This is a genomic window from Anabaena sp. TISTR 8404, assembly GCF_056847745.1.
The window spans coordinates 673,647-700,346 of the sequence record NZ_CP180578.1 but is presented as its reverse complement, the minus strand read 5'-3'; the positions used below and the strand labels follow the sequence as shown (position 1 = coordinate 700,346).

26 protein-coding genes and 1 pseudogene are annotated in these 26,700 nt (G+C 38.6%); 16 read left to right on the top strand and 11 right to left on the bottom strand.

The annotated features are described in order from the left end of the window. Nucleotides 1-85 precede the first annotated feature (85 nt). Nucleotides 86-949: an alpha/beta hydrolase gene (locus ACMX3D_RS03060; RefSeq protein ID WP_482750016.1), complete on the top strand. Its 864-nt coding sequence runs from the start codon at nucleotides 86-88 to the stop codon at nucleotides 947-949. Nucleotides 950-1,056: 107 nt separating this feature from the next. Here ACMX3D_RS03060 and ACMX3D_RS03055 read toward each other — a convergent pair whose 3' ends face one another. Further along, nucleotides 1,057-1,566 (bottom strand): GNAT family N-acetyltransferase, encoded by a 510-nt coding sequence (locus ACMX3D_RS03055; RefSeq protein WP_482750015.1) that lies wholly within the window; start codon nucleotides 1,564-1,566, stop codon nucleotides 1,057-1,059. A gap of 338 nt (nucleotides 1,567-1,904) precedes the next feature. Between ACMX3D_RS03055 and ACMX3D_RS03050 the strand changes: the two are divergent. After that, nucleotides 1,905-2,165: pseudogene (locus ACMX3D_RS03050) on the top strand (IS1 family transposase); the annotation flags it as partial. Between the two features lie 235 nt (nucleotides 2,166-2,400). On the opposite strand, the gene ACMX3D_RS03045 reads toward ACMX3D_RS03050, so the two are convergent. The 7 genes from ACMX3D_RS03045 to cysE all read right to left on the bottom strand — a co-directional run bounded on the left by ACMX3D_RS03045 (nucleotide 2,401) and on the right by cysE (nucleotide 6,502). Next, nucleotides 2,401-2,940, bottom strand: a complete 540-nt coding sequence (locus tag ACMX3D_RS03045) for a (2Fe-2S) ferredoxin domain-containing protein (RefSeq protein WP_482750014.1) — start codon at nucleotides 2,938-2,940, stop codon at nucleotides 2,401-2,403. A gap of 252 nt (nucleotides 2,941-3,192) precedes the next feature. Next, a complete protein-coding gene (nifT, locus tag ACMX3D_RS03040) occupies nucleotides 3,193-3,396 on the bottom strand; it encodes a putative nitrogen fixation protein NifT (protein WP_482750013.1) in 204 nt (67 codons plus the stop codon). After that, nucleotides 3,371-3,658: a nitrogen fixation protein NifZ gene (locus ACMX3D_RS03035; protein ID WP_482750012.1), complete on the bottom strand. Its 288-nt coding sequence runs from the start codon at nucleotides 3,656-3,658 to the stop codon at nucleotides 3,371-3,373. Before ACMX3D_RS03035 ends, nifT begins: the two co-directional genes overlap by 26 nt. After that, complete coding sequence (nifV, locus tag ACMX3D_RS03030) at nucleotides 3,645-4,778, bottom strand: homocitrate synthase (protein ID WP_482750011.1); 1,134 nt, start codon at nucleotides 4,776-4,778, stop codon at nucleotides 3,645-3,647. Before nifV ends, ACMX3D_RS03035 begins: the two co-directional genes overlap by 14 nt. A 428-nt stretch (nucleotides 4,779-5,206) precedes the next feature. Further along, complete coding sequence (locus ACMX3D_RS03025) at nucleotides 5,207-5,404, bottom strand: DUF2949 domain-containing protein (RefSeq protein WP_482750010.1); 198 nt, start codon at nucleotides 5,402-5,404, stop codon at nucleotides 5,207-5,209. Between the two features lie 125 nt (nucleotides 5,405-5,529). Beyond that, nucleotides 5,530-5,763 (bottom strand): Asr1405/Asl0597 family protein, encoded by a 234-nt coding sequence (locus ACMX3D_RS03020; protein WP_482750009.1) that lies wholly within the window; start codon nucleotides 5,761-5,763, stop codon nucleotides 5,530-5,532. Further along, nucleotides 5,753-6,502, bottom strand: coding sequence for a serine O-acetyltransferase (gene cysE, locus ACMX3D_RS03015; protein WP_482750008.1), 750 nt, complete (start codon nucleotides 6,500-6,502; stop codon nucleotides 5,753-5,755). Before cysE ends, ACMX3D_RS03020 begins: the two co-directional genes overlap by 11 nt. Before the next feature lie 882 nt (nucleotides 6,503-7,384). Between cysE and ACMX3D_RS03010 the strand changes: the two genes are divergently transcribed. Further along, entirely contained in the window at nucleotides 7,385-8,959 is a 1,575-nt protein-coding gene (locus ACMX3D_RS03010) for an alkaline phosphatase D family protein (RefSeq protein ID WP_482750007.1), read from the top strand. A gap of 152 nt (nucleotides 8,960-9,111) precedes the next feature. Here ACMX3D_RS03010 and ACMX3D_RS03005 read toward each other — a convergent pair whose 3' ends face one another. Beyond that, nucleotides 9,112-9,363 (bottom strand): ribbon-helix-helix domain-containing protein, encoded by a 252-nt coding sequence (locus ACMX3D_RS03005; RefSeq protein WP_482750006.1) that lies wholly within the window; start codon nucleotides 9,361-9,363, stop codon nucleotides 9,112-9,114. A gap of 57 nt (nucleotides 9,364-9,420) precedes the next feature. Further along, the gene (locus ACMX3D_RS03000) at nucleotides 9,421-11,337 is read right to left on the bottom strand and encodes a GTPase family protein (protein ID WP_482750005.1); all 1,917 of its coding nucleotides are present in this window, start codon (nucleotides 11,335-11,337) and stop codon (nucleotides 9,421-9,423) included. A 195-nt stretch (nucleotides 11,338-11,532) separates the two neighbouring features. Here ACMX3D_RS03000 and ACMX3D_RS02995 point away from each other — a divergent pair, with 195 nt between their 5' ends. The 4 genes from ACMX3D_RS02995 (at nucleotide 11,533) to ACMX3D_RS02980 (ending at nucleotide 14,923) form a co-directional block, all read left to right on the top strand. Beyond that, nucleotides 11,533-11,904, top strand: a complete 372-nt coding sequence (locus tag ACMX3D_RS02995; protein ID WP_482750004.1) for a hypothetical protein — start codon at nucleotides 11,533-11,535, stop codon at nucleotides 11,902-11,904. Nucleotides 11,905-11,921: 17 nt separating this feature from the next. Beyond that, a complete protein-coding gene (locus ACMX3D_RS02990; protein WP_482750003.1) occupies nucleotides 11,922-12,158 on the top strand; it encodes a hypothetical protein in 237 nt (78 codons plus the stop codon). A 104-nt stretch (nucleotides 12,159-12,262) separates the two neighbouring features. Further along, on the top strand, nucleotides 12,263-13,096 hold the full coding sequence (gene blaOXA, locus ACMX3D_RS02985; protein WP_482750002.1) for a class D beta-lactamase: 834 nt from the start codon (nucleotides 12,263-12,265) through the stop codon (nucleotides 13,094-13,096). A gap of 321 nt (nucleotides 13,097-13,417) precedes the next feature. Next, nucleotides 13,418-14,923 (top strand): S8 family peptidase, encoded by a 1,506-nt coding sequence (locus ACMX3D_RS02980; RefSeq protein ID WP_482750001.1) that lies wholly within the window; start codon nucleotides 13,418-13,420, stop codon nucleotides 14,921-14,923. Between the two features lie 258 nt (nucleotides 14,924-15,181). On the opposite strand, the gene ACMX3D_RS02975 is transcribed toward ACMX3D_RS02980, so the two are convergent. Beyond that, entirely contained in the window at nucleotides 15,182-15,406 is a 225-nt protein-coding gene (locus ACMX3D_RS02975; RefSeq protein ID WP_482750000.1) for a hypothetical protein, read from the bottom strand. Nucleotides 15,407-15,790: 384 nt separating this feature from the next. On the opposite strand from ACMX3D_RS02975, the gene ACMX3D_RS02970 reads away from it, so the two are divergent. The 9 genes from ACMX3D_RS02970 (at nucleotide 15,791) to cas6 (ending at nucleotide 26,690) form a co-directional block, all read left to right on the top strand. Continuing rightward, complete coding sequence (locus ACMX3D_RS02970; protein WP_482749999.1) at nucleotides 15,791-16,189, top strand: ester cyclase; 399 nt, start codon at nucleotides 15,791-15,793, stop codon at nucleotides 16,187-16,189. Between the two features lie 36 nt (nucleotides 16,190-16,225). Further along, nucleotides 16,226-17,278 (top strand): tRNA dihydrouridine synthase DusB, encoded by a 1,053-nt coding sequence (dusB, locus tag ACMX3D_RS02965; protein ID WP_482749998.1) that lies wholly within the window; start codon nucleotides 16,226-16,228, stop codon nucleotides 17,276-17,278. Between the two features lie 383 nt (nucleotides 17,279-17,661). Continuing rightward, on the top strand, nucleotides 17,662-17,907 hold the full coding sequence (psaC, locus tag ACMX3D_RS02960; protein ID WP_012411495.1) for a photosystem I iron-sulfur center protein PsaC: 246 nt from the start codon (nucleotides 17,662-17,664) through the stop codon (nucleotides 17,905-17,907). A 233-nt stretch (nucleotides 17,908-18,140) separates the two neighbouring features. Next, entirely contained in the window at nucleotides 18,141-20,009 is a 1,869-nt protein-coding gene (gene glmS, locus ACMX3D_RS02955) for a glutamine--fructose-6-phosphate transaminase (isomerizing) (RefSeq protein WP_482749997.1), read from the top strand. A 134-nt stretch (nucleotides 20,010-20,143) separates the two neighbouring features. Beyond that, nucleotides 20,144-20,962, top strand: coding sequence for a TnsA endonuclease C-terminal domain-containing protein (locus ACMX3D_RS02950; protein WP_482749996.1), 819 nt, complete (start codon nucleotides 20,144-20,146; stop codon nucleotides 20,960-20,962). Between the two features lie 22 nt (nucleotides 20,963-20,984). Then, a complete protein-coding gene (locus tag ACMX3D_RS02945; protein WP_482749995.1) occupies nucleotides 20,985-23,219 on the top strand; it encodes a Mu transposase C-terminal domain-containing protein in 2,235 nt (744 codons plus the stop codon). Beyond that, complete coding sequence (locus ACMX3D_RS02940; RefSeq protein WP_482749994.1) at nucleotides 23,206-24,867, top strand: ATP-binding protein; 1,662 nt, start codon at nucleotides 23,206-23,208, stop codon at nucleotides 24,865-24,867. Before ACMX3D_RS02945 ends, ACMX3D_RS02940 begins: the two co-directional genes overlap by 14 nt. A gap of 7 nt (nucleotides 24,868-24,874) precedes the next feature. Continuing rightward, the gene (locus ACMX3D_RS02935) at nucleotides 24,875-25,825 is read left to right on the top strand and encodes a TniQ family protein (protein ID WP_482749993.1); all 951 of its coding nucleotides are present in this window, start codon (nucleotides 24,875-24,877) and stop codon (nucleotides 25,823-25,825) included. A gap of 259 nt (nucleotides 25,826-26,084) precedes the next feature. After that, a complete protein-coding gene (gene cas6, locus ACMX3D_RS02930) occupies nucleotides 26,085-26,690 on the top strand; it encodes a type I-MYXAN CRISPR-associated protein Cas6/Cmx6 (protein WP_482749992.1) in 606 nt (201 codons plus the stop codon). The last annotated feature ends 10 nt before the right edge of the window (nucleotides 26,691-26,700 follow it).

Below are 26,700 nucleotides of genomic sequence, written 5' to 3'. Positions count from 1 at the left end.
AGCTTCATTGACTGATATTAATGTGCTGATTTTTGTACAACATCCAGCCTTTTAACTTATATAAGGTGTAAATAAGAAAACTTTCATGCTGTACCGCAATTTTCAAACTCAAGCTGAGCTAGATTCTCAGTACAATCCTTCTGAACTAGGTCTTGATATACCTGGGTATATGAATTTTTATACTACTAACAGTGCTAGAGTACGCAAACAATTACGCTGTCATTTAGATGTTGCTTTTGGGCCTACCCTAGTCGAACACTTAGATATTTTCCCGGCATCACAGCCAAACTCGCCAATTGTCGTATTTATCCACGGTGGCTATTGGATAATGGCAAGCAGTAAAGACTTTAGCTTTGTTGCCCAAGGTTTGGTAGCTGCGGATGTCACAGTCGTGGTGGTCAATTATGCTTTGTGTCCCAAAGTGACTATTGATGAAATTGTCCGTCAGAATCGTTCAGCAATTGCCTGGATTTATCGTCATGCTGAAAGCTTTGGCGCAAACCCCAATCGAATTTATGTAGCTGGTCACTCAGCTGGTGGTCATTTAACCGCGATGGTCATGGCTACAGACTGGAAAAACGACTATGGACTGCCAGATCATATTATTAAAGGTGGTTGTGCAATTAGCGGTTTGTTTGATTTGATGCCATTTCCCTACACTTGGCTACAACCGAAATTACAACTAACTTGGGCTGAAGTTCTTCGCAGTAGTCCTATCCGTCATCTTCCTGAAAAAGCTGGTTCCTTACTCATAACCTATGGCGGAGAAGAAACTTCAGAGTTTGAACGACAGTCGCAAGATTTTCTGATGGCGTGGAAGGAAAAAGGATTGACTGGTGAATACTTACCACAGCCTAACGAAAATCACTTTACGGCAATCAATGGTTTTCTAGATGCTGATAGTCCACTATGTACGGCAATTTTGAGACAGATTAAATTAAGTGATTAATTATGATTCTGTCGGGAATATACAGCAGATTGCAGGTGAATGAGGTTGAAACTTTTGACATTCATAGCTCAATTCCGCAACGCCCAATTTACATCAGGCGATCGCAATTAAACAGTTAAACGATAAAGTAAATGAGGTAAATTGGCATGGATAATCTCACGTTCATACTTAAATCCCAATTTTTCTATAACCCTTTTTGAAGCATGATTTGTCGTGAGAGTAAAACAAATTACATCCTGTATTTGCAGCACTTCAAAACCAATTTTCAAGATTTGCTCACTCATTTCTGTCGCTAATCCTTGACCCCAAAATTTAGCCATCAGAGCATAAGCTAATTCAACTTCATTGTTGCCTTCTAAATTCGTATTGCGAAGACCAGCACGACCAACAAATTGATGATTAATTTTGTCTCGAAATACCCATAAACCAAATCCATAACGTTGCCAATGGTGCAAATTATTATAAATAAATACCCGTGTTGCTTCATCAGAATGCACACCACCTAAAGTTGCCATCACTTGTTTATTTTGGTGCATCTGATAAAGTTCATGCAAATGTTGAAATTTCAAGCGTTCTGCTAATAAGCGATTGGTAGTAAATGTTTCTAATAACTGCATATAATTTTTCTGAATCAATTTTCTATAAGAAATAATTCTAATTATTAAAAACTGACATTCCAGTTAGTGCAAACTGGTGGTTTGATATGACTTATGTAGAATAATAGTCTGTTGAGACTGGGTGTAATAGGTTCAGGGTATTTCGCAAATGAAATCACTTTAGTTCGCCAGGGTAATCTAAGAAGGGTTAGATTGGATTCATTGTAGGAAGTTGACTGATATCTTGCACCAAGTAGGCTAAATACTGAATGCGTAAAGTAGACATATAAAGTATCACATATCCAGCAGACCGAAAAGTTTTGCGATCGCTCTGTAAAGAATTGGTTTAGAGGATGTCTAATTCACCTGAATATAATGAGATACCAGAAATTACTCAAGTTGATGATCTGGAAACTTTTGTAGGTAAAAAAAACAAAATTTGGTTGTGGACAGCAGTAGATAAGCATGTTCCAGGAGTTATAGCCTGGGTTTTAGGAGACCGCAGTAAAGACACTTTTAAGCTTTTGTGGCAGATAATAAACTGTTGGCATTCTTATTTTTACGTCACAGATGGCTATCCAGTTTACCCGTGTTTTATTTGCAATGAGGATCATATTGTTATCCCTCTTCTAAGAAACCAGATTATCTGAGGGCTGAGGAATGAGTTCAAAACCAAAAGCCTGAGCCTTTTTGTGGAGATTATTGACCATTTGCTCTCGGTAACGCTGCTCATAATAATCAATACCAGGATCGGTATAATCTCCTCCAGTTGTCCAAAGTTGGTAAAAAATCCGCGCAATCTTATAAGCGGTAGTGGTAATAGCTTTAGGAGCGCCAAGGCGAGAACGTAAACGACTAGGATAAGTGATTTTCTAACAGAGATGCGATCGCTTCTGGATGAAGTTTTTTATACTTCTTTTTACCAAGCAACAATACACAGTTAGGTGCGCTGCTGCAACGCTTTTGACAGCCTGTGTGTTCTATTTTTACTTTGTCTCGCAAACCGCGATCGCACAAAGTTTTTTCTAATTCTGATAATAAACCTTTACCACCTTTCTTAACGCAACCAGATTTTTGACAAACCATAATTTTGGCCTCTGGTTGCGTTGACAATTCTTGATTTGGGCAAGTATCAATTGGTGTGACTTGATGTGCTTTAATTTTAATTTTTCCTGTGCGTGTGTTTACTTTACTAACGCCACAAATACGAATTTGTTCACCAGGCACTAAACTACATTGCAACGAACTACGCAAATCTTTTGGTAATTTAATATGCAAATTTCCTGAAGCAATTGCTAATTGCAGATATTTAGCTTTTCCTGGTTTAATGCCAGCGAAACCTAGGAATTGTCCTTCTAGGTTCAATTCCGATAATCTCAGATATTTTTCACCCATATTAACTACTCAAAATTTACACTAAAAAATAATTAACCCCAAGCTTTTGGGGCGTTGTTGCTCAATCTAGATTTTTTCGACGCAAAGGCACGCGCAGGTTAGCGCAAAGGTGCGCGGAGGTTTTATCAAGTCAATTCGTTCTGTCCCAAAATTATTAGGGACATCTTGATAGAAAATTAGTGTTAGTAAAAAGGAAGAAGGAAAAATTGGTTGTTACCTTTTGCCTTCTCTCTTTACTGTTGACTTGTAGTTCTACGCTAAACGTTTAGCTTCTACAGTTTGAGGTAATTTGGCTGCATCTGGTATTTCTTGGAATTCTAATTCCCAACCATTGGCTAAGGTAAGAATTTTTCCAGCTTCACTGTCTGTTTGTTTAACTACTACTTCTTCTAAATCTTTTTTAGCAACATAGACTGTTAAATTGCCAGCATCATTCATCCGTAGCATTACTTTCATGATTTTCCTCAGCAGATTCTAGTTCTTTTTTGCGACAACCAACAACAATTCCTTTATCTAAGAAATGCACAGCATAGATATAGGAACGTTGTAAAAAAGTTCCTATACTTGCTACGTAGCCAATATCTCCTTTTTTGGCTAAAATTTCCCCAATATCTCTACCGGGAAATGTCCCGTCGTTTTTAATTTGTTTGCGGAGTCTGACTTTTTCACCAATTTCAAAATCGGGTTCTGACTCTAATTCGTATTCATCGGGTTGCATGAGAATACCTCTGTTCTTTTACCAAGTTCAACAGTTCTTCTGTTGTGAGGCTACGTTTTTTCTTAACTGATTGCTGGCGAACTGCATCTAAAACAGACTGGGTTTCTTCGGAGTTGAGAAATATACCATGCTGCTGAAGCAAGTTAGACACCAAGTGCTTTCCAGAATGTTTACCCACGACTAAACGTCTTTCCCAACCTACTTCTTCCGGTGCAAAAGGTTCGTAAGTTTCGGGATTTTTGAGTACGCCATGTGCATGAATTCCAGATTCGTGAGCAAAGGTGTTTTCACCGACAATTGCTTTCCAAGGTGGTACACCCGCACCAGAAGCAGCTGCGACAAGTTGCGATAGTTCCAACAAACGGGGTGTGTTGATACCCATATCTAAGCCATAGATGCGTTTGATGGCCATAACAACTTCTTCTAAAGCGGCGTTACCTGCTCTTTCGCCTAAACCATTAACGGTGGTGTTAACAGATGCGGCTCCACCTTTAATTCCGGCTAGTGCGTTAGCTGTCGCCAAACCGAAATCGTTGTGGGTGTGGATTTCTACAGGAATTGACAACCAAGAAACGAGCCGCTTCACTTTTTTGTAGGTTGTGAAAGGATCGAGAACTCCAACGGTGTCGCAGAAACGAAATCGAGATGCACCCCATTCTTGAGCATACAAAGCGACATCTAACAGAAAGTTTTCATCGGCTCTGGAAGAATCTTCGCCACCGACTGCAACCCAAAGACCGCGATCGCGGGCAAAGCTGATACAATCTTTGAGTCTTTGCAGACTTACCCGCCATTGTCCATGAAATTTCGCAGCGATTTGGATACCAGAAACTGGAATCGCAATATGTACTCGCTGCATTCCACAGGCGATGGAAGCTTTAATATCAGAAATTACAGCGCGGTTCCAAGCGAGAAGGTTAGCTTTTAATCCCAAGTCAGCAATCATGGAGATGGCACGAATTTCTTCTTCACCCATCGCTGGGATACCGACTTCTAATTCATGCACGCCGATCGCATCGAGAAATTTAGCGATCGCCACTTTCTCTTTTAAGGTAAAAGCAACACCTGCTGCTTGTTCGCCATCGCGTAATGTAGTGTCATTAATTATGATTTCACTCATTTCAAACAGCCTCATAGGAATTTTTCTTAATATTCTTTCTGGAGCGTTAACTATTTTCCGCAACGCAGAGTAAGGGTAAATGCTATAAATTAATACAATTAATATTTTGTCTTCATCATTCTTTAATATTAACTAGATAAAGACATCCCATCTGTATGACAGAAAACAAAATAGCAGTATATTTTAACCACCATTTTTACTATTGTCACGCATAGTTTTTTCGAGTAGGAGATAGCCTAGATATGTATTAAATAGACTGGAAGTTAATAAGAAAATAAATCCAAAAACAAAGCTAGAAATCATAATGCTATCTCCCGATAATTTCAAGTCATTTTTGCCAAAAATCTTCAGCAGGCGACTGGATTGAAAAAACTAGACACAGATAGCAATTCTCAATCCCCAATCTAAAATCTAAAATCCAAAATGGTTTAACGCTGGGCATCTAGCCAATCTAAAATCTGTTCAAGCTGTTCTAAGTTAACCAGTCCATATTGCCAAAGCAGCATCGGTAATGGAGCATCATCAAATTTTTTGTGTCGCAATGCTACAGCAATATCTGCATTGGTAAGTTCAAGTTCTGTATGTAAAAAATTGATGAATTTTAACTCTTTTGTACGGGTGGACATAATTAAAGTGGGAACAGATAAGTATAGAGAAGAATTAAAGGTGAAGAATGCAATTTAAGAGACTGAAAAAATCAGAGTTAGAAATATTAGAGAAGCTGAATTTTTTCTGTTTGCCAATGCAGAGTTTACAAATCCCAGCAATGTTCTAACCAATTCACTAATTCTTGACGTGGTGCAAGAAATTGCATAATAATACTACGGACTAAAATTGCTGCGAGTAAACTATTTACTTGTACTCGTAAAGAACCATCGGGTGGACAAGAACAAGGAATCATCAACTCTTGCAAACGGTGATAAATTCGCCAGCGATCGCTCAAAGGAATCTGTAAAACTTGCTCGCCTAAAGTATTATTTGTCATTTGTCCTTTTTATTACCGTTAACTCGTAACTTTTAAGTTTCTGTTCCAGTTGCTCAATGCGAGAAAGTAAGGAACGAATCACAGTTGCTTCCACATCTGGGAGTTTGTTGTGTTCGAGAGGAGAGTGATTGCTATCTTTGCGAGAAATAATCCGTCCAGGAACCCCGACAACTGTGCAATCAACGGGAACATCGCGCAACACAACCGAACCTGCACCCACACGAACGCGATCGCCAATGAGAATATTCCCTAAAACTTTCGCACCTGAGCCAATCACAACGTTTTTACCGACAGTTGGGTGACGTTTCCCGCTTTCTTTACCAGTTCCGCCAAGGGTAACGCCTTGGTAAATCAGTGTGTAGTCTCCGACAATGGCAGTTTCGCCAATGACAACACCCATCCCGTGGTCGATAAATACCCCTTTACCTATCTCTGCACCTGGATGAATTTCAATTCCGGTTAAGAATCGACCAATATGCGAAATTAAACGAGGAAAGAAAGCCACCCCTCGACGATGTAACCAGTGAGCCAGACGATGTAAACAAAGCGCGTGCAATCCAGGGTAGCAAAACACCACCTCTAACCAATGACGTGCTGCGGGGTCACGTTCAAAAATAATCCGAAAATCACTCAACACTGGCTCAAAAGAAATGCCAGAGAGTAAATTTTTCAGCAGGGATGTTTTTACAGCATCTGGCGCTACTGTCGCCTGGTGATTACTGTCTAATGACTGTTGCATCTGTACTGTCTGGGTAAAAAAGCCTTGTGCTATTTTTATGCTTATATCAGGCGACTCCAAACAGGACAGTACACTCTATGTCGGTTGGATTTATTGGATTTATTAAGGTTGTACTCAACTACTTTAAAGCTTGATTTGATATTAATTTCAATTTTCTTTTGGGGGAGGGGTGCTAGTGTTTCAAGGTAGGGGTACTAGTATTTCTTGGGTGGGGGTTTAAGAATTGCGGTACTCACTATCAAATGCTTCGCCTGTCAGAGTTTGCAGCGATTTAGCCAAGTTATTTTACGATATATTAAGCAGTACTCAATTGCCCGGAAATAGGGTGTAGAGACGACTACAACTTAATTTCTGTATCTTCAGTTACGATTGTAATTTTACGATTTTGCCACGCAAAAAACCAATTTCTTCACTTTATTTTAGCTTTTATTTTCTGTAAATAAATATACTTTTTCTAGTTGTGAAATTGTCTAGAAATCCTCTTTGTTTTTTACAAAAATAGGTAAATCCAAAAAGGTATAGCAGGGAACAGGGAACAGGCTTTAAAGTCGCTCAGTATAAATGTTTGATAATTGGTCTTTATCATTATGTATGCTTTGACTGCTATATAAGCGCATTTTTGTAGATCCAAACTGCTTAACATAACGTAATAATATCCAATTATTAAGCTGATATTAACTGTTGCTTTATAAATAATTAATCTTTCATTAATAACGTTAAGTAGACACAGTTACAATTAGTACTCAAAATCTAAAAAGTAATTTTGTAAAGCAATTTTCAGAGGAGCTAATCAAAAATTGCTTACATATTATTACTGTGAAATTGAGTATCAAAATTTGTAGCTTGTTGATTCATTTATTAGTTATTAGTGAGGAATCAACAATGGTAAAGGGCTGGAATTTTGAGCATAAAATCAAGCGACGCAACTTAATTGTTGGTGCAGGAGCATTTACTGGATTAGCGATCGCCACTCAATTTTCGCATCAAAGAGCGATCGCTACAGGTAGATTTTCTAACTATCCCTTTCAGCTGGGTGTAGCCTCTGGTGAACCCTATCCCAACAGTGTGGTGATTTGGACTCGTCTCGCACCTGAACCCTTAAATGGCGGTGGTATGCCACCTGTTAGCGTACCTGTGCGTTGGGAAGTATCTACTGATCCTAATATGCGCCGTATTCTCAGAAGAGGAACCACACTCGCAACTCCAGAATTAGGTCACTCAGTGCGGGTGATAGTTGAAGGTCTACACCCTGACACTTGGTATTGGTATCGATTTTATGTAGGTAACGAAGCTTCTCGTATTGGTCGGACTCGGACAGCACCTTTTGTTGGCAGCTACGTGAGCAAATTAACCTTTGCCTTAGCTTCTTGCCAAAATTATCAACAAGGATATTACACCGCCTACAAATACATGGCTCAGGATGACCTTGACTTAGTAGTCCATGTAGGTGATTACATTTACGAAGGGGGAATCAGTAATACTGCTGTCAGACCACACAATAGTTCAGAGATTTTTACTTTAGACGATTATCGCAACCGTCACGCTCTCTACAAATTAGATACTAATTTGCAAGAAGCTCATGCAATGTTCCCTTGGATTGTCACTTGGGATGACCACGAAGTAGAAAACAACTACGCCGACGAAATTTCTGAAATCGATACAGAACCAGACCAAGACAGAGCTATCTTTTTACAAAGACGAGCAGTTGCTTATCAGGTTTACTACGAACACATGCCACTCTGTCCTTTTTCCCGACCGGTTGGCCCGGATATGCAACTATATCGTCGGCTGACCTTTGGTAATCTGGCAACATTCAACGTTCTGGATACTCGCCAATATCGTACTGATCAACCTTGTGGTGATGGTACTAGAGAACGTTGTGCAGAAGTCTTTGATCCACAAGCAACAATTCTGGGACAAGCACAAGAAGACTGGTTGTACGAAGGTTTAAGTAGCTCACAAACTAGATGGAACATCCTCGCGCAACAAGTTCCTATTGCTCAAAGAGACTTGAGAGCAGGAGAAGGCCAGACCTTTAGCATGGATAAATGGGATGCTTACTTAGCTGACCGCAATGGCTTGATGGCTTTTCTAGAACAACGCAAACCTTCCAATCCCGTTTCTTTGGCGGGAGATGTACATAATCATTGGGCAATGGATCTCAAAGCTAATTTTGATAATCCCCAATCTGCAACAGTTGGAAGTGAATTTGTCTGTTCGTCAATTAGCTCTGGTGGAGATGGAAACGACAATATCCCCGCTTATGTGAATAGCACAGATAATCCACACATCAAGTTCTATAACAATCGACGTGGGTATGTTCGCTGTACACTGACTCCTGATTTGTGGAAGAGTGACTATTTGGCAATGTCAAATGTCACAACCCCATTTGGCACAATTAGTAACCGTGCTTCATACATAGTCGAAAACGGCCGCCCAGGAGTACAAGAAGCTTAATTTAAACCTTATTTCAGTAGGGTGTGTTACGGCTTTAGCCTAACGCACCCTGATATTTTTAACATAAACTTGTAAACTCTTCCTCTGCGTGAGGCAAAAATATTTATGCAAGATGTCTAATAAAATATCCACTTCTACGTAATAACTAAACTTTAAGATTCAAGAGCTTTACGTAATTTTCTTTCTAGTTGTGCTATTAAAAATTGATTGTCGATTCTTTCTAATTCTGCAATAGAAACATCAACATTGTTACGGGCTGCTTCCAACCACTGCTCATATTTTCTATCATGTTCTTCCAAGAGATCTAATGCTTCGGCAATTATCTCCTCAATAGTGTGATATCTACCACTACTGAGTTTTTCTTGAATAAACATTTCGTGTTTTCGGTTGAATTTGGTGTTCATTATTGATAGCTCAAATCTAAATATTGACCCCTGACCGCACAAAGATAACACACGTATTCAAACTTGCTGCAAATAATACTCAAACCGCTCTCGTAGTTGTTCTACTGCCAAATTTTGAGTCCAGTATTCCACAAGAGCGTGACCAAATGCCCAAGCGTTGCGATCAGGTGTTGCAGAATTTTCCAACAATAATGGCCAGAGTAATCTTAAATCAAAATTAATTTTATTGGCATCGTCTGTTTTTAATAATGAGAAAAGTTCATAAGCGATTTGGAGTTTACCAATAACAATCGGTAACTGTTCTACAGGAATTTGTTCTGCTAGTAAGTATGCCAAAGTGGGAGAACCAGTTGACATAGTGGAAATAAACTGAAGCACAGGGCTTTTTAGCAGTGCCGTAAGACCTTGTGTTGTCGCCATTTGGAAAGTATAGTGGTCAATAATTTTAGCTGCGGCGACGGTGCGGGAGTCTAAATCACGCAAAAATCGGGCGAGTCGGAGTTGCTTGGCAGGTGCGATCGCTTCTATCAATCCCAAAGATAAAGTATCTATATTCCAAGCTGTGCGGTTAGTTTTGCTATCACTAGTAACTACAGGCACAACTAAATTAGAAAACTCTCCTAAACGTTCGGCGCGGTACTGGGTGGCTTCGCGGATAGAAATTTCCTTTGGACGTTCGCCCCATTCCCAATTGTATGGCGGTTGCCACTCGCGGATGGGACGCAATTTATCTACTTGTGTGACAACTGCGATCGCAGGTAAATCTGCAATTTCCGCTTTCATATCTTCTAAAAAGTCCACATCCATTTGTAAAGCAGGATCAAGGGCAGGTGTCACCAGCAATAACAAATCTGCGTTAGTGGCATAGTCCAGTACTAGTTGACGTAGTTCTCCCCGCTTCACTTGTTCATAACCAGGTGTATCCCAAAGGGTAAGGCTTTCACCGCTTTGAGTTTGCCAGTGATAATTTTGAATTTGGTCGGTACTGGGTAAGACATCCACCGCCGCGAAGTCGGCTTGAAATAAAGTGTTAATTAAACTGCTTTTGCCTGCGCCTGTTCGCCCTACCAGTAAAATATTGATGGGTTTTTGCTCAACTTCCTCGACTGGTTCGGCTTGAGTTAAGATTTCACGCAGAGTTTGAGTTTTAGCTTTTGGTATAGTTGGTGGTGCAGAAATAACTGCCGTTGTTGTTGATAGTGTAATACCTCCGTAGAGTGCGATCGCTTGCCGACATAAATTTCTCAAAGCTGCTTCGCGCAATAGTTGACCTAAATTTACCAACAATTGCTGATTAGCGCGGTTACCATAACCCTTAGTCGCACGGTTCGCCACCGCCGCCACAGGATTTAATAACCATTGCGCCCAGCCCCATGCTTGCAACAGTTTACGGGCTGATGGTTCCAGCTTGCGGTAAACTTCATAAGCTTGGTAAGCTTGCCCGACAGTAGCTTGATTTAAGGCAGGTGATAATCTCTGCATCCACTGATCTAAATCATCTACTGTTCCTCGGATGAGTCCGTAAGCTTGCGGGACGTATATATTAAGGAGTGGATACTGCACTTGAGGATGGTAGATATTGGCAACAGCCACAACCACATCCTGACAGCGTTGCCAAAAAGTTTGCCAATCTTCCCAAATTGGGCGATCGTTAATAGATGCTTCTAAGATTTTTTGTAGTGCTGCTTCTGCTTGCTGTGTCGCTTCACTACTAACAGTTGGCGCGGTTGTATCTATTGCCGATTCTAGTTCTTCTTTAAATCCTGCTAAAGCCGCTTCCACTTGGGCAATTTCCGGTTGCGTCCATTTCACCAGCAACCAACGCCAAGCAACGAACACAACGGTAAATACAGCCCAAATCCAGTTAATTCCCCAGGCATTGATTTGTATACCTGCGGCAACCAGTAAGAAAATGATAATAGTTGCGATCGGTATTGCTAAGATGAACCACTGCCACAGTTTTAAGCGCACCATTCCCCCATACCTGCCTTGATAAAACTTCTGATAATGCTATTGTTGACTAATATTCCTGTCATGGATACTAACTGTTGGTGTACTGTCCATGCTCTTTAGGAAAGAATTTTTATCTTAGTAGTTAAACAGTATCTATGTATAAAGTGCTGTATTCACCAGCATAAAATAACTGTTTGTTTGATTATCCGAAAAACAATGCAATTCTTTTTAAAAAAATCTAAAAAGTTAAACGATATTTTACAGCGTTCTGAGATGAGCAATGAAGAATTTCTTCTGAAGCTACCATTATCTGATGAATTAGCAATAAAAACAGTGAGTTGTGTCCGAAGCAAATTGGGTAAAGCTTTTCAAGTTCCTCCTGAAAAGTTATATCCAGATGATAAATTTAGAGAGATAATATCACTTCCTTGTTGGGAATGGGATATGATGGAGCTTGTTTTGGCTCTTGAAGAAAGATTAGAAATAGGAATTGATGAAGAGCAAGTACCTAACTGGACTGCTAAAGATATAACTCTAGGTAAATGGATTGTAGAATTTTTATCTAGATGCTTTCCAGAAAAATTTTAAAAATCAGAAGCGGGAGTATGACAAACCCGACACCACAAACAACTCTATCTCCTGTACCTAAAAAGCTGCCATTTTTAGAATCTATTTGTTGGCAGACAGCAGATGTTTATCAGTTTACTCTTGAGCAAATGCTGAGTCGCTATGAGCGGGGTTGGCAGTATCGCCAACTGTTTAATAATCTAGAAGGCGAAGAACTTAATTTTTTAAGAGAACTTGCCAGATATTATGATTCTTGGTTACAAGTCGATTTATGAGCTTTAGGTTTGATCAGCATAATTAATTAACCGATTTCCGTAATTGCCTACTTTGCTGTTGTATTCTCACAAGTTTGCCAAGCAGTTGTGTGAGGATAAAAGTTATGGCTCGACGTGGGCGATCGCTACTCATCATCTCTATTATCATTATTAGTGTAATTACATTTCTAACTATTACAAATTTTCCAGCTATCTCTGCACAGTCAGGTATTTCTCAAAGTGTGAATCTTGAGCGTGCTTTCAAAGAATTAGGTGTTGAAGGGTCAATTGTAATTTACGACCAAAACAACAAAAAATTTTACGAACACAACGTTTCTCGCAATTCAACGCTATTTTATCCCGCTTCAACTTTCAAAATTTTGAATTCTCTTATTGCATTAGAAACCGGAGTCATTAAAGATGAAGTGGCTGTTTTGACTTGGGATGGAATTGTGCGTGAAATTCCGGCTTGGAACCGAGATACTAATATGCGCCAAGCATTCAAAGACTCAACGGTTTGGTTTTATCAAGTATTGGCGCGGAGAACTGGTCATGAAAGAATGCAGAAATTCATCAATCAAGTCGGTTATGGAAATCGTCAAATTGGCACACCTGAAAAAATAGATAAATTTTGGTTAGAAGGGCCTTTACAAATTACGCCTAGACAACAAATAGATTTTCTCCAACGTCTTTATCGCCAAGATTTGCCTTTTTCTCAACGCACTTTAGATTTAGTTCAAGACATCATGGTATTTGAGAGAACACCTAATTATATACTGCGAGGAAAGACTGGCTGGGCAACGAGTGTCAAACCTAACATCGGTTGGTTTGTAGGATATCTAGAACAAAATAATAATGTTTACTTCTTCGCTACCAATATCTCTATGCGAAATGCTGATGATGCTGCTGCAAGAATTGAAATTACTCGGCATAGTCTCAAAGCTTTAAAATTACTGTAATCATAGTCTATTCCTGAAAAATAATATAGGCACAGGTAAATATCAACAAACGATCATTTTTTATCGGCATTTATCTGTGCCTTTTAAAAAATTGAATTTAGCTAAATTTGTATTCAGCCTTGTTTATAGCCAAAAATAGTCGTAAATAATTAAATTATATTTAATATATTTTTGTAAAAAAAACAGCATTTCGCTATTTAATTTCATAGTAATTATTGGCAAGGAGAGCAAATTTACTCTTTAAAACTTTGGGTGCAAGGTTTTAACAGTTAATGCTGCCAAAAATATGGAATTTTGACTTTATTTGAGGAGAAAATACTTATGCCCACTAATGATACTAGTAAAAAATTACTTTCTCATAACGGGCTAAATTCTCAGCTGCTCTCCTCAGCAGATACTTTTCATACTCAAAATGAATATGGCTTATTTAGCAGCAGTAGTTATCACCAAACAAGCAATGAGGTGCAAGTACTCAAGCAAAGTAATGCAAAAACTACTGCGGTAAAAACTACAAACTATAATTCCACTACTGGCTATGGCTTGATAAATGGAGCTGCTGCGGTAGCCAGAGCAGCGGGTAAGAGTACGTTTGCAGATGTTCCTAATTCAGGGAGTAATAACTGGGGAGCCGACCTTGTGAAAGCCCCAGAAGCTTGGGCTAAGGGATATACAGGGAAGGGTGTTGTTGTGGCTGTTATAGATACTGGTGTTGATTACAACCATCAGGATTTGAAAAATAATATCTGGACTAATACGAAGGAAATTCCAGGTAATGGCATAGATGATGATGGCAATGGTTATGTTGATGATGTTCGCGGCTGGAACTTTGTCAGTAACAACAACAACACCCTAGATAATAATGGTCACGGTACTCATGTTTCTGGCACTATTGCAGGAGAAAGAAATGACTATGGTGTAACTGGCATTGCTTATGATGCCAAAATTATGCCGGTTAAAGTGTTAAATGAGTCTGGTTCTGGCTCTTACAATGCTATAGCTAACGGTATTTACTATGCGGTGAACAATGGCGCTAATGTAATTAACCTGAGCTTGGGTGGCACTTTTTCTAACCGCACTCTGCAAAACGCCATTGAATATGCCAACAGTAAAGGAGCAGTGGTTGTCATGGCGGCGGGTAATAGTGGCGGTTCTCAACCAAATTACCCAGCTCGCTACGCCAACAATTCAGGAATTGCTGTTGGTGCAGTGGATAGAAATAATAATTTGGCTGATTTTTCTAATCGGTCTGGGACAAATCAACTTGCTTATGTTACAGCCCCAGGAGTTGATGTTTATTCCACAGTGCCAAATAATCAGTATGCTTCTTATAGTGGTACATCTATGGCAACTCCTCATGTAGCTGGTGTAGTTGCTTTGATGTTGAGTGCTAACCGGAGTTTAACTCCTGCCCAAGTGCGGCAAATAATTACAGAAACAGCAGGAAATAATACCCAAGCTGCAACTTCTAGTTTCAATACTGGCTCAATAGTACGGCAAGCAATCGCACCAATCTCAAATCATCAAATATTACCTACCTCTTGGAGTTTCAACACTAATTCTTTACCCAATACCAACGCCCCCGTTAAAGTTTCTAGCCACAACACCACAACGAATTCTCAAACTGCGTTACAGTTCCGCTACTACGATAACAGTATCGGTATTCAGAGTTACAGCACCACAGATGAAGATAGCCCAAACGATAGCCCAAATAACGGTAATAATGGCAATCTTGGCAATTTTGGCAAATTTTTAGAGCAGCTAGATCAAATTCAAAAGCAACTAGATGAGTATCGCAGATATTTGGGCTTATCTAATGGCAAAGTCTAATACTACAAGTTAGTTTTTAAGAAAACAAAAAGAAACGCTTGTGGTTTAAAAATTCAAAGTGCTTGACCACAAGCGTTTTAGATGTCTACGCTGAGTACTTTTATTAGCCAGTGTAAGCTTGCATTAAGATTTACGTCTTAGTTATGAATTTGGGTACGTAAATCTCATTTATTGTACCTCATAACAGACTATTCTAACAATTAAAAAAAGGTAATAACCTCACTTGAATTTTACGATAGTTAGTGGATTGACTTCTATTTATGAGTTAGATGCTTTCTCTTGCTTCACTTTTTTGATTAATGTCAAATAAACATTAATCTCACTAACTTCTAAATCATGCTCAACTCTGGTAACTTTCCAATTTTCCTTTTTTAGGTAAACTTCTTCGCCTATTCTGGGAATAAATTGGATATCATAGAACTTTTTCATAAAATCTTTTTGGTTTTCTTCCCATAAGATTAGTTTGACTACTTCTCTGCTCATTACTTATCCCTTTTTAGTGACTAAATCAACCTCAATAATTTGAGGTATACTAAGGGCAAGTTTATCTTACTAATTCAAAGGCATATCGTAGTTAAAAACACACTTTTTATATTGATATTTTTTGTGTAATTTTAGTATTTTTGCTTAAGTTGTATCGCTGTGTGATTGGTGATGTAGACTGACATATTTATGGTATTATCATGCACATTTTCTTAAATAACAAAACTCAAAATAAACAATCTGACTGCTTTAATTCTTATTTTGAAGATGTCATAGAGTCTCAACTCTAGAAGTAAAAAACATTAGTACAATTGCCATTGCACATTTGAAACGTGCAAATTGTTGATCAATTCAGTCTGTATATCCAATAGAGATAAAAAGACTATGCCCGCTGAACAAAACAAGTCTACTGTGCTGCAAATGTACAAGTCTTTTGACCAAGGTGATTTAGCAGCAGTGCAGGAATTTCTTGCGCCAAATTTTGTTGCTCACATTCCAGGTGCTACCGAACCGCTAAATCGTGAAGCATTCATACAGTCTATACTAGGAGTTTTTCGTTATGCCTTCCCTGATGGAAGCATTCCGCCCATCAACAAACAAATTATCATCCCATTTTTTCATATCGATCGCATTGTCGATGATCAACTCGTAGAACACTGGGGTCAAAGTGACTTGCTAGGTTTGATGCAGTCAGTGGGCATAATTTCTATACCAAGTGCAGGCTTAATCGTCCGAAAATTGTATTTGGCGATCGCTACCATGATTAATAAGCGTCTTGGATAAAAAGATATCATTAAGTTTGCATTGTGAATTGTTGATATGGTTACTCTGTCTCCCAGTCTGCAAGCTAGACTCTCCCAACCTTTAAAAATCGGCTCTTTTGAAGTCAATAGCCGAGTTCTGCAATCGCCTTTATCTGGGGTGACAGATTTGGTGTTTCGCCGTCTGGTACGTCGCTATGCACCAGATTCGATGATGTACACCGAAATGGTCAACGCTACGGGGCTGCACTATGTTAAGCAGTTACCCAAAATTATGGAAGTAGACCCCAACGAACGCCCAATTAGTATTCAGTTGTTTGACTGTCGCCCCGATTTCTTAGCGGAAGCAGCCGTGAAAGCCGTTGCGGAAGGGGCTGATACTGTTGATATTAATATGGGATGTCCGGTAAATAAAATTACTAAAAATGGTGGCGGTTCTTCGCTGTTGCGTCAGCCAGAAGTGGCGGAAGCAATTGTGCGGGAAGTTGTCAAAGCTGTTGATGTACCAGTAACAGTCAAAACTCGTATTGGTTGGAACGATAAAGAAATTATTATTCTCGACTTTGCCAAACGCATGGAAGATGCTGGGGCAAAAATGATTACTGTACATGGACGCACCCGCGCCCAAGGTTACAATGGTAACGCCCGCTGGGAATGGATAGCCCGTGTAAAGGAAGTACTTTCGATACCAGTGATTGGTAATGGCGATATATTTTCCGTTGAAGCCGCAGTGAGATGCTTAGAGCAAACTGGCGCTGATGGTGTGATGTGTTCTCGTGGAACTTTAGGTTATCCCTTTTTGGTAGGAGAAGTTGACCACTTCTTGAAAACAGGCGAACTTTTACCACCGCCTACCCCAATTGGGCGCTTAGAATGTGCCAGAGATCATTTACAAGCTTTATGGGAATATAAAGGCGATCGCGGTGTCCGTCAAGCCCGCAAACACATGACTTGGTATGCTAAAGGATTCGTCGGTGCAGCGGAATTGCGCGGACAGTTAAGTGTGATTGAAACAGTCCAGCAAGGTTTAGATTTAATCGACCGCGCCATTGAAAAGTTAGCATCCGGTTATGAACTTGTCGAAGAAGCTACTAATTTTCAAATGGTATGAGAAAGAGGCTAGAGATTAGAGATGAGTATTTTTCACTTACTCAGCACTTTCAAGTCAGCTATTCATGAAAAAAAATTTGACAACCAAACATGAAAAACTTTATTCTCTAGCCCCTAGTCCCTAACCCCTAGCCTCTAGGTTTACTTCATATATCTTCACACTCAGCATTGAGCTTAGTGAACAAGTGAGGTAAATACGTTGCTGTCCTGTAGCTGATTTATAAGGAAACAGAGAAATTTCGCAAATTTTCACTTTAAAAAGTGCCTATTACATTGTTTAAAGTTATGTAGCCTTTTACTTACTGTGGCTAAGCCACTGCGGTAAACTATGCCTTGATTATGATTCTTTCGCAGAGAAGAGAACTCGAAAGGAGCCTTTTTTCAATGTCTCATACCGTAAAAATCTACGATACCTGTATTGGCTGCACCCAGTGCGTTCGCGCCTGCCCTACTGACGTGCTAGAGATGGTACCCTGGGATGGCTGTAAAGCTGCTCAAATTGCCTCCTCACCCCGCACAGAAGACTGCGTTGGCTGCAAGCGTTGTGAAACTGCCTGCCCCACCGACTTTTTGAGCATCCGGGTTTACCTGGGCGCTGAAACAACTCGCAGCATGGGTCTAGCTTATTAGACTCACAATTCACTGTCTCCATAGCAAGCTTTTTTAGCAGCGTAGGGTGGGTACTGCCCACCTTACTAGGTAAAACTTCAAAAACCATAAAAATACCTTAGTGGCAAAGGGAGCAGCTTGCTCCTTTTTTTCTCAAAATCTACCCTTATACCCATACACCCTTATACCCCTACACCCCTTTTGACAGCATCTATACTGGATTTAATAATCCTAAAACCAAAATGGTGTGAGCAATGTGTGGAATCGTTGGGTATATCGGCACTCAAGCAGCAACAGAAATTTTACTGTCTGGACTGGAAAAACTAGAGTATAGAGGCTACGATTCCGCAGGAATCGCCACAATTTGGGAAGGTGAAGTTAATTGCGTCAGGGCGAAAGGCAAACTGCATAATCTACGTTCTAAGTTGGAACAGCTAGAAAACCCTGCTCAAATTGGTATAGGTCATACTCGCTGGGCTACTCATGGTAAACCAGAAGAACACAATGCCCATCCACACATGGATACAGCACTACGCATTGCTGTAGTGCAAAATGGCATTGTGGAAAACTACCGCGAGTTACGAGAAGAATTAAAACAAAAAGGACATGAGTTTCGTTCCGAAACTGACACAGAAGTAATTCCCCATCTGATTGCTGAATTATTAAAAAATCCGTCCTTAAATTTCTTAGAAGCGGTTCGCCAAGCTGCTAGTAAACTAGAAGGTGCATTTGCGATCGCAGCTATTTCTGCTGACTATCCTGATGAGTTAATTGTTGTGCGTCAACAAGCACCTTTGGTAATTGGGTTTGGCCAAGGGGAATTTTTCTGTGCTTCTGATACACCTGCGATCGTTGCTTACACCCGCGCAGTGTTACCCTTAGAAAACGGTGAAATTGCTCGTCTCACACCATTAGGCGTAGAAATTTACAATTTTGCTGGGGATAGGTTGAAAAAACAACCCCGAATGCTCAACTTGAGTCCCACGATGGTAGAAAAGCAGGGATTCAAACACTTCATGCTCAAAGAAATTTATGAGCAACCAGGAGTAGTAAGAGCTAATTTAGAAGCTTACTTTTCTAATGTAGGAGATGCTTCCCAGTCGCCTGTTAACCTCGGCTTATCTGAGTCACTATACGCAGATTTAGAACAAATTCATATCGTCGCCTGTGGTACAAGTTGGCACGCCGCTTTAATTGGCAAACACTTGTTAGAACAATTAGCAGAAATTCCCACTCAAGTACACTACGCATCTGAGTATCGCTATGCACCATCACCTTTAACACCAAATACATTAATTATCGGTGTTACCCAATCAGGTGAAACTGCCGATACCTTGGCAGCTTTAGCAATGGAAAAAGAACGCCGCCAAGGTCAAGAAGCAAAATATCAAGCGCGACTGTTAGGCATTACCAACCGCCCAGAAAGCAGCCTTGGTCACATGGTTCCTAATATTATTAGTACCTTAGCCGGAATAGAAATTGGCGTAGCAGCCACGAAGACATTTATCGCTCAATTAATGGCGTTTTATGCTTTAGCATTAGATTTAGCTAATCGTCGTCAAACAGTTTCAAAAGAAACTATAGAAAAAATTATTAACGGACTGCGACGAATTCCTCAAGAAATTGAAGAAACATTGGCAAGTCAGGAACGTTTAACTGAACACCTAGCCCATGAATTTGCTGATACTCAAGATTTCATATTTTTAGGTAGAGGAATTAACTTCCCCATTGCTTTAGAAGGGGCTTTAAAACTAAAAGAAATCAGCTATATTCACGCCGAAGGTTATCCGGCTGGCGAAATGAAACACGGCCCCATTGCATTATTAGATGCGAAAGTTCCTGTGGTGGCGATCGCAGTTCCTGGTAGTGTGTATGAAAAAGTAATTTCTAATGCTCAAGAAGCCAAAGCCAGAGATTCACGATTAATTGGTGTAACACCAGTTAAAGATGGCGAAGCCGCAGAAATCTTTAATGACTTGCTCCCCGTTTCATCAGTTGATGAATTACTATCCCCCATCCTCACAGTAGTACCTTTGCAACTATTGGCTTATCACATTGCCGCCCGTCGCGGTTTAGACGTTGACCAGCCAAGGAATCTAGCAAAATCGGTGACTGTGGAATAAATGAATACTTGTTCTCTTTAAGTAATTGTACAACAATAAAAAAGTCGTATAACAACTAAAAAAGTTATACAATATATAAAAAAGTTGTACAATTTATCCTGTAGGTGTATCTGCAAGCATCTACAGGAGTTTTTATGGCTAGAAGCAAACAAGATTGGACGCAAGCCAAGTTTGAGCGTTATTGTAAGGAAGGCCGAGGTCAGGGTAGTGGCAAAGACTATAAGCCGTGGATAAAGATTCAGGACTTTCCCTCAAAGGGTCGTGTCTCCAGACCACCGGGTTGGAAAACAAACCGAGAACATCATCTTTTTTCTGACAACGAGAAGCGACTGTTTTATGTGTTTGAGTGGTCAGATGCGATCGTTGATATTAGAGAGCAGTTTCCTCTACTTGATCTGGACTTAGCAATTAGTATTGCGAATGAAATGGGTATTAACTATCCCAAAGACCCGCAAAGCAATACGCCCCGTGTTTTAACTACCGATTTTATGCTTTCTGTCAAGCAAGGTAAGAAGATAGTTCAGAAAGCACGAACATTTAAGCTAATAAAGGATTTGGGAAGTCAGTCGGTAGCTGAAAAATTTGAGTTAGAAAAACGTTACTTTGCTGCCAAAGGTATTGATTGGGGAATAATCACGGAAAAAGAAGTTCCTAAACAATTAGCTGAGAATGTTGAATGGGTTCATACTGCTTATAAATTAGAAGAAAATACAGATATAAATCTTGAAGAATTACGTAACATCGCAAATCTTTTAAAGTTCAGACTTCAGGAAAGTGATGCCAGTATCAATAAAATAACAACGTCTTTAGATAAGGATATGAATATAGAGTCTGGAATATCTCTCTACCTTTTTAGACACCTTATTGCTAGGAAAGAAATCATTATGGATATGCTGGTAACTAAAATATCTAGTTGTCACTCTTCTAAAGAAATTCAAAAAATAATTTTTTAGAATATAGGACGAGGTACTTTGTATGATTCATGATTTGTTTGTAAATGACCTAATTGAATGGATTGATGAATCAGGTAATAACTTTATAGAACGAGTTCTCTGGATTGATGAAGGATATATTATTGCCTTTGTTTATGATATAAACGCTAAAACAGGATTTCCAGAAGCTAAAAAAGTTTCAGAGATTAGAGAAGCTATTTCTGATGGTAGTGCATTGAAGCTTAAATCAGACCCGTGGGCAAGAATAGTAAGAGATGAAGATTTGTCAGAGAAAGAAAAGGAACTTAGAGATAGAGCTTGGCAAATCATTTCATTTATTGTTACTCAAGAACCATCGATATACTATCGAAATTATAGAGGTGCTTTAGTTCAACAGGTTATCGAAAAATATAATGAAGGTAGAACTGAATGTGAATTAGTACCAATAACTGTTTATAAATATCTAAGAAGATTTTGGCAGAGAGGTAAAAATAAGAATGCGCTCTTGCCTGATTATGCAAATTCTGGTGGTAAAGGAAAGCCTAAAGCTTCTGGAGTTAAAAAGAGAGGAAGACCAAGAAAATACGCACAAGTTCCAGAAATTGGTATTGGAAGAAATGTTACAGAAGAAGATAAAAAAATATTTAGAGTTGCAATTGCTAAATTCTATAATAATTCCAAAGAAAATTTTTTAACAACTGCTTATGATTTAATGATTAAGGAATATTACGCTGAAGATTTTTATTATGATAGTAATGGAGTCAAGAAAAGTATTTTAATTTCTCCAGATAAACGACCTACATTTACCCAATTTAAATACTGGTACGAAGTAGAACAAACTGATATTAGAAAAACTATTATATCTCGTAAGGGTTCGAGAAAATATGCCTTAGAAAATCGAGCCATTACCGGAACTTCTCAACTGGAAACTATTGGGCCAGGGTCTAGATATCAAATTGATGCTACGATTGCAGATTTATACTTAGTATCCCTTTACAACCGCAACTGGATTATTGGTAGACCTGTTATATATGTGATAATTGATGTTTTTAGTCGCATGATAACTGGGGTTTACGTCGGATTGGAAGGGCCATCTTGGACAGGAGCAATGATAGCTTTAGCCAATGCAGCTACAGAGAAGGTAAAGTTTTGTCGGGCGTATGGTATAGAGATTTCTGAAGATGAGTGGCCATGCAAGCATATTCCTGATACCATTTTGGGCGACAGAGGTGAATTAGCAGGGATGAAAGTAGAAACATTAATCCCTAATTTAAATGTTCGCATTGAAAATGCTGCTCCCTATCGAGCAGATTGGAAAGGATTAGTAGAAAGACAATTTCGTACTATTCATGGGTATGTAAAACCATTTGTTCCTGGTTATATAGATACTGACTTTAGACAGAGAGGAGGACATGATTATCGCCTTGACGGTAGGCTTAACATAGATGAATTTACTAAAATAATCATCTTTTTGATTCTCAATCATAACAATTATGATTATTTAAATAATTATGCTAGAGATGAAATGATGATTACTGATGATGTTAATCCTATACCCAGAGAATTGTGGCAATGGGGAATTGCTAATCGTTCCGGTAGACTAAGAACTTTTCCAGAAGATATTGTCAAGCTAAATTTAATGCCTACTGAAAAAGCAACAATTACTGCTCGTGGTATTAAATTTAAAGGAATGTACTACACTTGCGAGAAAGCAAGGAAGGAATTTTGGTTTGAAAAATCTAGAAGTAGTTTATTATCTAAGTCTGAGAAATCATTGAATGTATCATATGATATTCGACAGCCAAACTTTATTTATTTACGTTTCCCAGGCGGTAGGGATTTTGAAAAATGTTGGCTTTTAGAATCGCAACAAAGATATTTAGACAAAAACTTTTATGATATTGATTATTTATTAGCATATGAAAAATTGCAAAGTCAAGTAAATCAAGGTATTCGACTACAAGCAAAAGCTGATTTGATAGCAAATATAGAAAGTATAGTTAGTCAGGCTAAAGAAGAAACTGAGGCAGTTTTAGATAATAATATAAGTACTAGACAAAAGGTGAGTGGTATTCGACCAAATAGAGCAAGCGAAAAAAATACTCGACGTGAAAATGAAGCATTTGAACTAGCAAAAACAGAAACTCCCGATGCTGATAATAATAAGCATCAAATAAGTACTCAATCTGAAGATTCAAAGGCGTCAAAACTATTACAGCCTGACCATATGGATCTACTTAACCGGAAAAGGCAGGAGCGAAAACGTGGAAAGGAATGAGGAAAAATTTAGTATTCCTAATGGAAAATCAGCAGTTATTGCCAAATACATAGATCAAAAACTTCCAGAATACAACATTAATCCATTAATTCAGGCATTACCTCCTATTCTCTCAGATGAAGAATTCGTAGATAAGGTCACAAGGCTACCAGATTTTGATGAGCAAGAAAGGGAAATTGTAGCTCATTATAGATTTCATTGTATTGAGAGGCTGTCTAGATATTTTGAGCCTCAAAATCACACTCTTGAATTACAAAAAGTTATTTGTACGCTTATCATGACAGGCTATCTGTCAAGGAATCTTCTAAAACCTGAATATGCAAATCGCTCTAGACAAATTTATAATGCAATAGGGAATGGAGGAGGTAAAAATTTAGAAAGCTACGTTAATCTTCCTACATCTGCGTCTGGCTTAACTCTAATTGGCCCATCAGGTATAGGAAAGACTACAAATTTTAAAAATATTCTTGAGCTTTATGACCAAGTAATTTTTCATCCTGATTATAGTGTTTACCAAATAGTTTGGCTGCGGGTAGATTGCCCTAAAACTCTAAAGGGTTTATGTATAGATACTTTTAAAGGGATCGATGGATTGCTGGGAACTAATTTATTAAAGAAATTTAACCCAGCACGCACATCTGAAGATTATCTATTGGCTCAACTTGCACAAACAGCACACACTCATCATCTAGGAGTGTTGGTGATTGATGAAATACAAAATTTAGCAACTGCAAAAAGAAATAGAGACGAAATATTAAATTTTTTAGTAAAGCTCGATAATACTATTGGAATTCCAGTTATTCGTGTAGGTACGAATGAAGCCATTAGTTTTCTTCAAGGTAATTTTAGAAATGCCAGAAGAAATACTGGAGAAGGAAGTAGAATGTGGAATAGAATGGTAAATAATGATGAATGGTGTTACTTCTTAGAAGGAATGTGGGAATACCAATGGACAAAAACACCTGTTCATTTCTCGGATGAAATAAAAGAAGTTTTTTATGAGGAAAGCCAGGGAATTATTGATATTGCTATAAAACTTTATAAAATGGTTCAATGGAGAGCAATTTCAATAGGTGGTCAAGAAATTATTACTATTGAGCTAATTCGTCAAGTTGCTAAAGAAGGATTGTATTTAGTAAAGCCAATGCTAGATGCAATTAGGTCAGGGGACAGAGAGTGGATGGTTAAATATAAGGATATTGCTGACCTCGATACTACAGAATATCACAATAAATGTCTATCTGAGCTTGATGCTAAAGATTTGACAGAGATTAGGAGATTAGCTAGAAAGCAGCAGAATCAGCAGAAAGTATCGCCGAAGCTCAATCATGTAATTCTTGAGCTTTTGAACTTGGAAGTAGAAGCTGCTAAAGCAAAGGAATGTGCAGAAAAAATTTTTTATAGTGATGAAGATGCAGATATTCCGTCTTTAGTTAATAAGGCATATGCTCTCGCTTTGCAAGGGGGTCAAGTAAATGAGAGCCTTACTAAAACAAGTATCAAGAAAGCTAAATCAAAGCCAAAGTACCAAGAGCATGATATTCGACGAATTGTCGAGAATGCAAAGAAAGAGAAAAAATCGGCATATGAGGATTTGAAATCAGCAGGTATAATCAAAAATCCAGTAGAAGATTTTATAAATATTTAGCTCCTCAATGCTTAGTTTCTTCCCTACTCTGTATCCCGATGAGTTGTTATATAGCACTTTGGCTAGATACCACATTCGGAGTGGAAATAAAAGTTTCAAGCAAACTGACTTAGAGCTATTTGGTTACAGTTCTCAACAAATATGCAAAATTACTTTAACTAATAATTTAAATTATTTAGTAAAAAACTTCCCTTTACGCTCCCAGCAAAAAGTTGAGAATTTACTACAAAATCATACATTATATCCCTTTTATGCAACTTTCTTAATGCCACAGGAGGCTTGGCTACTAAAGAATTCAATGAGTAAAAAACTCAGTGGCTCTATACTAGATGTTGCTAAAGTTGCTACTAATTCTAGTGATGATTCAAAAAAATTTTTAAAATTTTGCCCTGAATGTTTAGAAAAAGATACCAAAAAATATGGTGAACCTTACTGGCATAGAATACATCAAATCCCTGGTATTTTGATTTGTCCAATTCATGGCTTTGTTTTATACAATAGCTGTGTAGAAGTGGAATCGAAAGGCATACATTATCATGCTGCCAGCATAGATAATTGTTTATTAGCAAATAATGTAAAAAATTTAACAAATAACACTGTAGAAACACTTTTAACACTGGCAAATGATATTAATTGGCTAATTCATTGCAATTTTGCCTTTCAAGGTTTGGCTTGGCTTCGCGCTCAGTACCAGCGTTACTTAGTGGATAAAGGATTGCTAAAAATCTTTCCTGGTGGCAAGTTTAACTTTGATGAGTATAATTTTGCCCAGCTTATATTTGAGTTTTATGGTCAAGAATCCTTAAATGTCCTCAATCCAAAGTTTACCCAAAATCAAGGTAAATATTTTTCTCACTGCTTGTTTGGATGCGACCTAAACCCAGCAATTGACCGCATAACTCATATCTTAATGATAAAATTTTTAGCAGATTCTATAGAAGAGTTTTTTCAGCCATAATCTTCATTTACAAATTTTAAAGAAATTAATAAAAAGCAATAACAACTAATCAAAATTATTGTTATTGGTTATTATTTTAAGCATCTTTAGATTAGTGAATCAGGTAATCTAAGTAATACGGTAGTTATTCAATACCTGTTTGCATCTGCTTAAATATGTCATATAAAAATGATTGTTGATAGGAACTTACTTACGCAGACTCCGTCAGAATCATCTTCAAAGCCAAGAGAGCTTTTAATGTCTCATTTTCCATTATAATATGGATTTAACTTTTAGCCTTATTGGTGAGACACTACCTTTCGACCACGGCTATGAATTATTTTCTGCGATCGCCCACTTTGAACCAAAACTCCATAAATTGGACACAATGGGAATTCATACCATTGCAGGTATTCCCAAGAATGGCGTGATTAATCTGACCCCAAATTCTAGGCTTCGTATTCGGATACCAGTAAATCAGGTGCGTTTGGTTTACCCATTAGCAGGCAAATCCCTGAGAATTGGCAAGCATACAATTCGTTTAGGTATTCCTGACATATGTTTGCTTCAACCTGCGGAGCAATTGCGATCGCGCATCGTAATCATCAGGGGCTATGCAGAGCCGAAGGGGTTTTTAGCAGTAGCAAAACGCCAGCTTGAAAAACTTGAAATCCAAGGAATGGCTATCATACAGCAAAAAGCTGACGGTAGAGTAAAACATAGAACTATCAAAGTTCACGATTCTACGCTTGTGGGCTTTTCGCTCAATGTGACAAATCTCAGTGATGAGGATTCACTGATATTGCAGATGTACGGCATTGGGGGTAAGCGCAAAATGGGTTGTGGATTGTTTGTACCTATGCAAGAACAGCTAACTAACAATTAAAAATCCCTGC

Bases quoted from the DNA above. Each gene is read 5' to 3' on its own strand.
- ACMX3D_RS02970 (WP_482749999.1), top strand. From the start codon at position 15,791: ATGCCCGCTGAACAAAACAAGTCTACTGTGCTGCAAATGTACAAGTCT.
- ACMX3D_RS03005 (WP_482750006.1), bottom strand. From the start codon at position 9,363: ATGAACACCAAATTCAACCGAAAACACGAAATGTTTATTCAAGAAAAA.
- dusB (WP_482749998.1), top strand. From the start codon at position 16,226: ATGGTTACTCTGTCTCCCAGTCTGCAAGCTAGACTCTCCCAACCTTTA.
- ACMX3D_RS03060 (WP_482750016.1), top strand. From the start codon at position 86: ATGCTGTACCGCAATTTTCAAACTCAAGCTGAGCTAGATTCTCAGTAC.
- ACMX3D_RS03045 (WP_482750014.1), bottom strand. From the start codon at position 2,940: ATGGGTGAAAAATATCTGAGATTATCGGAATTGAACCTAGAAGGACAA.
- ACMX3D_RS02935 (WP_482749993.1), top strand. From the start codon at position 24,875: ATGCTTAGTTTCTTCCCTACTCTGTATCCCGATGAGTTGTTATATAGC.
- blaOXA (WP_482750002.1), top strand. From the start codon at position 12,263: ATGGCTCGACGTGGGCGATCGCTACTCATCATCTCTATTATCATTATT.
- nifT (WP_482750013.1), bottom strand. From the start codon at position 3,396: ATGAAAGTAATGCTACGGATGAATGATGCTGGCAATTTAACAGTCTAT.
- cysE (WP_482750008.1), bottom strand. From the start codon at position 6,502: ATGCAACAGTCATTAGACAGTAATCACCAGGCGACAGTAGCGCCAGAT.
- psaC (WP_012411495.1), top strand. From the start codon at position 17,662: ATGTCTCATACCGTAAAAATCTACGATACCTGTATTGGCTGCACCCAG.
- cas6 (WP_482749992.1), top strand. From the start codon at position 26,085: ATGGATTTAACTTTTAGCCTTATTGGTGAGACACTACCTTTCGACCAC.
- ACMX3D_RS03010 (WP_482750007.1), top strand. From the start codon at position 7,385: ATGGTAAAGGGCTGGAATTTTGAGCATAAAATCAAGCGACGCAACTTA.
- nifV (WP_482750011.1), bottom strand. From the start codon at position 4,778: ATGAGTGAAATCATAATTAATGACACTACATTACGCGATGGCGAACAA.
- ACMX3D_RS02950 (WP_482749996.1), top strand. From the start codon at position 20,144: ATGGCTAGAAGCAAACAAGATTGGACGCAAGCCAAGTTTGAGCGTTAT.
- ACMX3D_RS03035 (WP_482750012.1), bottom strand. From the start codon at position 3,658: ATGCAACCCGATGAATACGAATTAGAGTCAGAACCCGATTTTGAAATT.
- ACMX3D_RS02945 (WP_482749995.1), top strand. From the start codon at position 20,985: ATGATTCATGATTTGTTTGTAAATGACCTAATTGAATGGATTGATGAA.
- ACMX3D_RS02995 (WP_482750004.1), top strand. From the start codon at position 11,533: ATGCAATTCTTTTTAAAAAAATCTAAAAAGTTAAACGATATTTTACAG.
- ACMX3D_RS02980 (WP_482750001.1), top strand. From the start codon at position 13,418: ATGCCCACTAATGATACTAGTAAAAAATTACTTTCTCATAACGGGCTA.
- ACMX3D_RS02975 (WP_482750000.1), bottom strand. From the start codon at position 15,406: ATGAGCAGAGAAGTAGTCAAACTAATCTTATGGGAAGAAAACCAAAAA.
- ACMX3D_RS02990 (WP_482750003.1), top strand. From the start codon at position 11,922: ATGACAAACCCGACACCACAAACAACTCTATCTCCTGTACCTAAAAAG.
- ACMX3D_RS03025 (WP_482750010.1), bottom strand. From the start codon at position 5,404: ATGTCCACCCGTACAAAAGAGTTAAAATTCATCAATTTTTTACATACA.
- ACMX3D_RS03000 (WP_482750005.1), bottom strand. From the start codon at position 11,337: ATGGTGCGCTTAAAACTGTGGCAGTGGTTCATCTTAGCAATACCGATC.
- ACMX3D_RS03055 (WP_482750015.1), bottom strand. From the start codon at position 1,566: ATGCAGTTATTAGAAACATTTACTACCAATCGCTTATTAGCAGAACGC.
- glmS (WP_482749997.1), top strand. From the start codon at position 18,141: ATGTGTGGAATCGTTGGGTATATCGGCACTCAAGCAGCAACAGAAATT.
- ACMX3D_RS03020 (WP_482750009.1), bottom strand. From the start codon at position 5,763: ATGACAAATAATACTTTAGGCGAGCAAGTTTTACAGATTCCTTTGAGC.